7 protein-coding genes are annotated in these 9,856 nt (G+C 26.9%); 5 read left to right on the forward strand and 2 right to left on the reverse strand.

Annotated features, from left to right (window positions below; translation table 11 throughout):
- Positions 1-387 (forward strand): glycogen/starch/alpha-glucan phosphorylase (locus O212_RS15960; RefSeq protein ID WP_035279237.1); only part of this gene is annotated, 387 nt, incomplete at its 5' end.
- A 51-nt stretch (positions 388-438) separates the two neighbouring features.
- Here the strand turns inward: O212_RS15960 and O212_RS0106610 are convergent.
- On the reverse strand, positions 439-1,116 hold the full coding sequence (locus O212_RS0106610; protein ID WP_024614339.1) for an AraC family transcriptional regulator: 678 nt from the start codon (positions 1,114-1,116) through the stop codon (positions 439-441).
- A gap of 128 nt (positions 1,117-1,244) precedes the next feature.
- Here O212_RS0106610 and O212_RS0106615 point away from each other — a divergent pair, with 128 nt between their 5' ends.
- Entirely contained in the window at positions 1,245-2,975 is a 1,731-nt protein-coding gene (locus O212_RS0106615) for a glycoside hydrolase family 13 protein (RefSeq protein ID WP_024614340.1), read from the forward strand.
- A gap of 72 nt (positions 2,976-3,047) precedes the next feature.
- On the opposite strand, the gene O212_RS0106620 is transcribed toward O212_RS0106615, so the two are convergent.
- Entirely contained in the window at positions 3,048-4,136 is a 1,089-nt protein-coding gene (locus O212_RS0106620) for a hypothetical protein (protein ID WP_024614341.1), read from the reverse strand.
- 251 nt (positions 4,137-4,387) lie between these two features.
- Between O212_RS0106620 and whiA the strand changes: the two genes are divergently transcribed.
- The 3 genes from whiA to O212_RS0106635 all read left to right on the forward strand — a co-directional run bounded on the left by whiA (position 4,388) and on the right by O212_RS0106635 (position 9,833).
- Positions 4,388-5,338, forward strand: a complete 951-nt coding sequence (gene whiA, locus O212_RS0106625; protein ID WP_024614342.1) for a DNA-binding protein WhiA — start codon at positions 4,388-4,390, stop codon at positions 5,336-5,338.
- Positions 5,339-5,374: 36 nt separating this feature from the next.
- Positions 5,375-8,956 carry a DNA polymerase III subunit alpha gene (locus O212_RS0106630; protein WP_024614343.1) on the forward strand — a complete coding sequence of 1,194 codons (3,582 nt, stop codon included), beginning with the start codon at positions 5,375-5,377 and terminating at the stop codon, positions 8,954-8,956.
- A gap of 160 nt (positions 8,957-9,116) precedes the next feature.
- Positions 9,117-9,833: a DUF975 family protein gene (locus O212_RS0106635; protein WP_024614344.1), complete on the forward strand. Its 717-nt coding sequence runs from the start codon at positions 9,117-9,119 to the stop codon at positions 9,831-9,833.
- Positions 9,834-9,856: the final 23 nt, after the last annotated feature.

A 9,856-nucleotide genomic window follows, 5' to 3' on the forward strand; every position in this document is an offset into this window, starting at 1 on the left:
GACAATAACTTTATATTTGGACTAGAAGTTGAAGAAATAGAAAGCTTAAGAAAAACTTATAATCCAAAGAAATTATATGAAGATAATAAGTCTTTAAAGAGAGTTATTGATACTTTAATAGATGGAACATTTGATGATGGTGGTTCAGGAGATTTTGAAGATCTTTATAACTCATTAATAGAAGAAGGAGATCAATATTTCTTATTAGCTGATTTTGAAAGCTTTAAAGATACAGAAGATAAAGTTTTTGATGCTTACAAAGATGAAAATAAATGGGCTAAGATGGCATTCGAAAATGTATGTAATGCAGGAATCTTCTCATCAGATAGAACTATACAAGAATATTGTGATGACATTTGGGGCATTAAAAAATGCACAAATAAATAAATTTATGCCATAAAAAATTAAAATACTAATTTAAATAGGAGGCTATATGGATTAATTCCATATAGCCTCATTTTTTCTAAATTGAAGTGGGGAGTATCCTGTAAATTCTTTGAAAGTACGACAAAAATGACTTTCATCATGAAAACCAAGTTTAGTACTTAAAGATAATATACTTTCATTAGTTGTTTTTAATAAAGTTTTAGCCCTCTCTATTTTTAACTTTTTACTGTATTTTATTATTGAAGTATTCATTTCCTTTTTAAATATAGCACTTGCATAGCTTGAAGATATATTTAAATCTATACAGAGTTTATTTATAGAAATAAAATTTTCTATATTCATGTAAATATAGTGAAGTATTTTATTGACTAATAAATGATCTGTTGTTTGTTCTTCATTTATTAAAATATGTACGTATTTTATAAACATTTTTACTTCTAATTCTTGAAGTTCTTTAAGTGAATTTAATTTGGAAATTTTATTATAAAAATAGTTATAAGGTTTAGCTAATTCTTCAATGGTTAAACTTGAATTTGCAACCTCTTTAGCAAGCAAGGCATTCCAGATTATTAAGTCAGACCTTTTTAAATCAGCTTCTAAACATGAATTTTGTTCTTCAAAATGTTTTCCTTTTAAGTATAAAAGTATGTTATCTACATGTCTTTCTCTTATGTAATAGAATGGTTCTTTATCAAATATTGAAGTATCACATATAAAAAATTCAGTCATATAATCACCTCTAAAATATACAAAAATAAATAAAAATATACAAAATTAATAATATGATTATGATACCATAAGCTTAAAGATAAGGAAATAAAATCTAAAAATAAGAGTATATTTGGGGAGGCTTTTTTATGAATATTTACGCTATAAATCATGTACCAAAGAGTAATTATGCATTTGCATATAACCTAGATACAATTTGTGTAAGACTTAGAACAGAAAAGGGAGATATAGATAAAGTTTATGTAATTTATGGAGATAAATTTGATTGGGCAAATAGAGAAAGAGTCAAAATGAGACTTTCTATGTCAGATAGTAATTTTGATTATTATGAAGCTTATTTAACACATGAAGAAACTAGATTTGGTTATTTATTTGAACTTCATAAAGGCAATGAAAAATTATATTACTCAGAAGATGGACTAACAAAAGATTATAATTTTGAAAAAGCTTATTATTCTATGTTTCAATATCCATATATAAATAAATCAGATTTACATATAGTACCTGAGTGGGCTAAGGAAGCTATATTTTATCAAATATTTGTAGAGAGATTTTTTAATGGAGATAAAAATAATAAGCATAAAAAATTAACAGGTGAGTGGGGAGAATTACCAAATCCTAAAAGCTTTTTTGGCGGAGATATAAAAGGAATAACTAAAAACTTAGATTATTTAAGTGATTTAGGAATAACAGCTATTTATTTAACTCCAATTTTTAAGTCACCTAGTAATCACAAGTATGATACTACAGATTATTTTGAAATAGATGAAGCTTTTGGAACTAAGGAAGATTTTAAAGAGTTAGTTAATGAACTTCATAAAAGAGGAATGAGAATTGTATTGGATGCTGTATTTAATCATTGCGGAATAAATTTTGAACCATTTCAAGATGTAGTTAAGAATGGAGAAAATTCTAAGTATGCCGATTGGTTCCATATAGATAGTTTTCCAGTTAATATTAAGAAAAATAAACATAATTATAAAACATTTGCTCAAGTTACAGAAATGCCAAAATTAAATACAAGTAGTGAAGGTCTTAGAAAATACCTTATAGATGTATCAAAATATTGGATTGAAGAATTTGATATAGATGGATGGAGATTAGATGTTTCAGATGAAATAGAGCATGATTTCTGGAGGGAGTTTAGAAAGGCAGTTAAGGGAGTTAAAGAAGATATATTTATAGTAGGAGAAAATTGGCATAATTCTTATCCATGGCTTCAAGGAGATCAGTTTGATAGTGTAATGAATTATCCTATTACTAAAGAATGTTTAGCTTATTTTGCAAATGGAAAGGAAGCAGCTAAAAAGTTTTCAGAAAACCTATCAGAAATTTTAATTAGAAATACAGAGCAAGTAAATGAAGTTATGCTTAATTTATTAGATAGCCATGATACTGAAAGATTTTTAACTATGTGTAACGGAAATAAAGAAAAACTAAAAAATGCAGTTGCATTTTTAATGACATTTGAAGGTATACCTTGTACTTATTATGGTTCAGAAATTGGAATGGAAGGTGGATATGATCCAGATTGTAGAAGAGTATTTGATTGGAATAAAGAAAATTGGGATAATAATTTAAGAAATTTTTATAAAAAGACTATAGAAATAAGAAAAGAAGAAAAGGCTTTAACTCATGGAAGTCTTAAGTTTTTAAGTACGGAAAATGTATTTATAATGGAGAGAAGTTTAGATAATATATCAATATTTACTTTAATAAATAATTCAGGAAAAGATGAAAAAGTAAAAATTACTATAGATAATAAAGAAGGAGTTGATCTTTTAACAGGTGAAAGAATTGACTTAACAAATGAAATAACTTTAAAAGACTTTGATAGAAAAATTATTAAAGCTTTATAAATATTATAATTAAATAAGTATATAAAAAAGACTATAAATACTTTTAGTATTTATAGTCTTTTAATTAATAAATTAATTTCTATTAATCAAAGGATCAACTTGATTATGAGTTTGTAAGCTATAATATACAACCTTATCACCATGTATACCACAATAATAAGCCTGATTACTATATATATCAATTAAACCGTCAGGTCCTAATTTCCCCATATTAAATTCATGATTTTCATTAGGTTCACATACGAAGGTAATGCCATAATTTTTATCTTTTATACTACGAAGAGTATAGCAGTAACCTTGATATAGTTTTGGTTTTATATTTTCATGATAGAATTTTATGAAAGTCTTTTCATTTAATAAGTTAGGGTTATAATATCTTGTTATTAAAGGCTTACTTGGAACTGCTGCAAAGTATTGAGTACCATTAGTTTGATTATCAGAAATTCCTATGTATTTAGTGTTAAAATATTTTTCAGATTTAGTTTTATCTTTTAATTTATTTTCTAAATCCTTAACTGCATTAGAATCTGCACCTAAAGAATTTAATTTAGAAATTGAGTTTTTTGCATCACTAAAATTATTTTTATCAATAGAAGAGATTGCTTCATTACTATATTCTTTTATAAGCTCCTCTTTTTTAGTATCTATTTTATCTTTTAATTGTTTTATATTAGAATCATTTATACTTAATGCTGATATTTTATTTATTTCTTTATTTGCATTTGTAAAATCATTATTATTTATGTAGTTAGTTACATTTTTAATGTATTGATTTATTAAAGTTGATTTCAATGAATCTATTTCTTTATTGGCTTTTTCTTTTATATGAATAGCACCACTGTTAATTTGTTCTAAAATATCAATAGCTTCTTTGTATTTTTTTTCCTTAGCTAATTGTAATCCATGTTCTAATACTTTAGATTGCTGTTCATCAAGTTTTATAGTTTGTTCAGTTTGTACAACTACATCGGAATTTTTTATAGCTTTAGCTTCATTTAAAACTAAACTTGCTTCTTTATAGTTTCCTTCTACAATAAGTTTATTTACATTATCCATATAATTAGAGAATTTATTTTCTTTTTGGTAATAGTAAAAAGAAAATCCACCTATAATTATTATGGCACAACCCACTAGTAGTCCTATTAATTTTTTCTTTTTCATATGTGTCCCCCTACATACTAAAATAAATATTTGTATTATTTGAAAAATAAGTATACTACACAATTATATACCAAAAAATAAAATATAATATAGAGCAATATAATGTATAAGTAAAAATTTATTATTTTATGTAAAAATATATATTTCCTTGACAACATTGGTATAATTATTTACATTAAATTATGCTATAATTAAGAATTGTATATAGTTAGATATTAAATGAATTATCATATATAGAAGGAGATTTATAAATGTCGTTTTCATCAAAAGTTAAAGGAGAAATTTGTAGATATAGTGATATAACAAAAAAAGAAGCTTTGGCAGAAATATCTGCAATCATGAAGGTAAGTGGAACTATAGCTTTTACGGGTAAAGGATTAGCATTTAGAATCACAACTGAAAATCCTTCAAGTGCAAGACTTATATTTACTTTATTAAAAGAGCATTTTGATATTCACTCTAAACTTATGGTAAAGAAGAGCAATTCTCTTAAGAAGAACAATATATATATGGTTGTTATTGATGCCGAAATGGGTGTTAAGGAACTTCTTGAAGAGACTGGAATATTAAAAGAAATAGATGGTATTATGAGTTTAGACTATACTATAGATCCTTCTTTTGTAGAAACTATTGAAACTAAAAAGGCTTATATAAGAGGTGCATTTTTAGGTGGCGGAAGTATTAGTAATCCTGAAAAAACATATCATTTGGAGTTTGTAACTCATAGTGAAGAATATGCAAATGATTTATGTGCTCTTGTAAATAGCTGTGGACTTAATTCTAAAGTTATTCAAAGAAAAAATAGTTTTATTATTTACATAAAAGAAGGAGAACAAATAGTCGATTTACTTAATATATTAGGAGCTCATACTTGTCTTTTAGAATTAGAAAATATAAGAATTAAAAAAGAAATGAGAAACAATGTTAATAGACTTGTTAACTGTGAAACAGCAAATCTTTCAAAAACTGTTAATGCAGCAGTTAGACAAGTGGAAAGTATTAAACTTATAAGAGATAGTATAGGACTTAAAAGACTTCCTCAAAATCTTAGAGAGATAGCTGAGCTTAGGCTTCAATATCCAGAGGAATCTTTAAAGGAACTTGGACAATTACTTGACCCTCCAGTAGGAAAATCAGGTGTAAATCATAGACTAAGAAAAATTGAAAAGATAGCAGAAGAGGTAAGGTCAGGTACATATTAATGGCCTTTCTCTTATATATGAAAGGAGTGTGGGTAAGTGGGAGAGAAAAAGTTTTGTCATTTACATCTTCACACAGAGTACAGCCTTTTAGATGGATCTGGAAAAGTTAAGAAGCTTGTAAAGAAAGCTAAAGAGCTTGGAATGGAAAGTATGGCAATTACTGACCATGGAGTAATGTATGGATGTGTTGATTTTTATAAAGCAGCTAAAGAAGAAGGGATTAAACCTATACTTGGTTGTGAAGTTTATGTAGCAAGTAAATCAATGCATATTAAAAATATAGATAAAGATAATAGCACAAATCATTTAGTTCTTTTAGTTAAAAATGAAGTTGGTTATGAGAATTTAATGAAGATTGTTTCAGAAGCTTCAATAGAAGGATTTTATTATAAACCTAGAGTAGACCACGATTATTTAAGAAAACATAGTGAAGGTATTATAGCATTAAGTGCATGTCTTGGAGGAGAAGTACAAAAGGCATTACTTAATGATAACTATGAAAAAGCAAAAGAAGTAGCTTTAGAATATAAAGATATATTTAAAGAAGGCTTTTATTTAGAGCTACAAAATCATGGGATGGAAGAACAAAGACAAGTAAATGAATTAAATATAAAGCTTTCAAAAGAAACGGGGATACCATTAGTTGCAACAAATGATGTTCACTATATAGAAAGAAAAGATTCAAAATCACATGATATTTTAATGTGTATACAAACAGGCAAAACTGTTGATGATGTAAATAGACGTAGATATCCTTCAGATCAATTTTATTTAAAGTCTCCAGAGGAAATGTATGATATGTTTTCTTATATACCAGAGGCTTTAGAAAACACTATAAAAATAGCTGAAGAATGTAATTTTGATTATGAGTTTCATGTATCAAAGTTACCTAAATTTCCATTACCAGAAAATAATGATGATCCTTATATATATTTAAGGGATACATGTTATAGTGGGCTTATAGAAAGATACTCTGTATTTGATTGTATTAAAGATGAAAAGTATGATTATGATAAAGTTTTTAATATGAGAGATGAGAGTGAAGAAGCAAGAGAGATTATTGATAGACTTGATTATGAGCTTGGTGTAATTAAAGAAATGGGATATGTTGACTACTTTTTAATTGTTTGGGACTTTATAAAATATTCAATAGATAATGGAATACCAACAGGTCCAGGAAGAGGATCAGCTGCAGGTTCTATTGTTGCATATACTCTTGGAATAACAAAAATAGATCCAATAAAATATAGTTTGCTATTTGAAAGATTCTTAAATCCAGAGAGAGTAAGTATGCCAGATATTGATTCTGATTTTTGTTATGAAAGAAGACAAGAAGTAATAGATTATGTTGTTGAAAAGTATGGAGAAAAAAATGTATCTCAAATTATAACTTTTGGAACAATGGCTGCAAGAGCATGTATAAGAGATGTAGGAAGAGCTATGGATTATTCTTATGCGGAAGTTGATAGAATAGCTAAAATGATTCCAACTATGCTTGGAATAACAATAGAGAAAGCTTTAGATTTAAATCCAGAGCTTAAGATAGCTTATGATACAGATGAGCGTGTTAAAACCTTAATAGATGTAAGTAAGGACTTAGAAGGACTTCCAAGACATTCATCAACTCATGCAGCGGGAGTTGTTATAGCATCAAAACCATTAGTTGAGTATGTACCACTTCAAAAAAATGATGAAATGATAGTAACTCAATTTGGTATGACTACATTAGAGGAACTTGGACTTTTAAAAATGGATTTCTTAGGACTTAGAACATTAACAGTTATGAATGATGCTGTTAATATGATTAAGTATAATAGAAATATTGATATAGATTTAGATAAAATAGATTTTGAAGATAAAGAAGTTTATAAGATGATTGGTGAAGGTAAAACTGCAGGGGTATTCCAGTTAGAATCAGCTGGGATGGTAGCTTTCATGAAGGAACTTAAGCCAGATTCATTAGAAGATATTATAGCTGGTATTTCGCTATATAGACCAGGTCCTATGGCTGAAATACCAAGATATGTTGAAAGAAAAAGAAATCCAGAAAAGGTAGAATATTTAACACCAGAACTAGAAGATATATTAAATGTTACATATGGAGTAATGGTATATCAAGAACAGGTTATGGAAATAGTAAGAAAACTTGCTGGATATTCAATGGGAAGAAGTGACCTTGTTAGAAGAGCTATGTCAAAGAAAAAGCATAAGGTCATGGAAGAGGAAAGAAAAAACTTTATATATGGAATAGAAGATAAAGATGGAAACATTGAGGTACCAGGATGTTTAAGAAATGGAATATCAGAAGATGTAGCAAATAAGATATATGATATGATGATGGATTTTGCTTCATATGCTTTTAATAAGAGTCATGCTGCAGCTTATGCAGTTGTTGGTTATCAGACAGCTTATTTAATGAAGTATTATCCAGTTGAAATGATTGCAGCAATGCTTAACTCAGTAATGGGAACAAGTGAAAAAGTTGCATCATATATAAAATTTGCAGAAAGCTTAGGTATACAGGTTGTTTCACCTGATATAAATAAAAGTTATTCAAAGTTCACTGTTGATGGAGATAAAATAATATTTGGTCTTGCAGCAATAAGAAATGTTGGAGTAAATGTTGTTGAAAATATAGTAAAGTCTAGAAATGATAAAGGTGAATTTGTATCATTAATGGATTTTATAAGTAAATTAGATCTTGGAACGATTAATAAAAGAGCAGTAGAAAGTCTTATAAAGGCTGGAGCTTTAGATTCTTTTAACGTATATAGATCAAAGCTTCTAGCTGTTTATGAAAAGATAATGGATGGAGTATCAGGAGAAAGAAAGAGAAATATTGATGGTCAAATTAGTTTATTTGGATTAGATGAAGAAAGTGTAAGTATGCCAGAAGTTAGATATCCAGACATAAAGGAATTTACTAAAAAGCATATTCTTTCAATGGAAAAAGAAATGACAGGTATATATTTATCAGGACATCCTCTAGATGAGTATGGAAAGAGCTTAAAAGTACAAACTACTACAACTATAAGTAATGTATTTAAAGTCTATGAAGCTATGGAAGAAAACATAGCCAAAGGAATAAGTATAGATGATATGGCAAGTGAAATGCCTATAAAAGATAATCAAACAGTAATACTTGGTGGTATTTTAACAGAAGTAAATCAAAAGGTTACTAGAAATAACACTATAATGGCGTTTTTAAAACTTGAAGATTTAAGTGGAGAAATAGAAGTTATAGTTTTTCCTAGAACTTTGGATAGAGTTAGAGAAAGTATAACTGAAGATGCACTTGTTACAATAAAGGGACGTATAAGTCTTAAAGAAGATGAACCACCAAAGCTTATATGTGAAAAAATTGAAGGTTTAGAAAAGGTAGACTCAAACAAGATATATATAAGAGTAAAAGATGATAAAGAAGCAAAAATTTTAAATAATGAAATAAAAAAAGGCTTTAATGAATATAGAGGCGAGACTGCGGTTTATATATTCAATAATGAGTTAAGAAAAAATTATAGACTTTCAAGAGACTGTTGGCTTGATTTAAATAGTGATGTAATAAGGGTTTTAAAAGAAAAATTAGGGGATGATAATGTAAAAGTTATATCATCTTAATATTGAATAAAAAAAGAACTTTTGTTAAAAAAGTTCTTTTTTTCTATATTTTTCTTATATAAGTTAATATAATAAAAGAAGTTGAAACAAAAGAAATTAAATGAAACAGCTTTTGGTTTTACAAGATAAGTTAACTTAAGATGAGATAGGAGGAATTAAATTGATAAACAAAGAGATAAAAAAATTATCAAGGGAACAGCTAAAGGGAAATTGGTGGAAATTTGTTCTTTATACATTAGTAATATTTTTAATATCAGGAACACCAACAGCTATATTTGGATTAGATAACAATGGAGTAAGTATAAATATTGTATCAATAATTTTAACTATAATTATTGCTGTATTTACTATAGGTTTGTATTTGAATTTTGTAAGAACTAAGGATTTTAATTTAAATTCAGGGATAAAGAATTGGAAAGTTTATTTAAGATTTTTAGGAATGTACGTAATAATATTTTTAATATCTATGTTAATTATGATTATACCAATGGCATTGTTTATAGCAATTTTTTCAGATGCGATTGTTGGGGTAGTTATAAATCCATATGCAATGAATTTATTTGGAGGAATTACAACATTAATAATTATTATGATTATAATAGTTGCTGTTATATACACAATAATTAATTTATTCTTTATGGCAACACCATACTTGTTAGTTGATAATGTTACTATAGGACAAAGTATATCAAAATCATTTGCACTTATGAAAAGAAATAAATGGAGATTATTTAAGTTAGAAATATCATTTATTGGATGGTTTTTATTAGGAATAATAACATTAGGAATAGGATTGCTTTGGGTAATACCATATTTCACTATGACAATAACTAATTTTTATACAATAATAAGAGATGAAAATAAAGATTTAATTTAAGGTACAAAAAAGATGATATAAGA

The sequence above is a fragment of the Clostridium sp. Ade.TY genome (assembly GCF_000498355.1).
In the GTDB taxonomy this organism is placed as follows: Bacteria; Bacillota; Clostridia; order Clostridiales; family Clostridiaceae; genus Clostridium.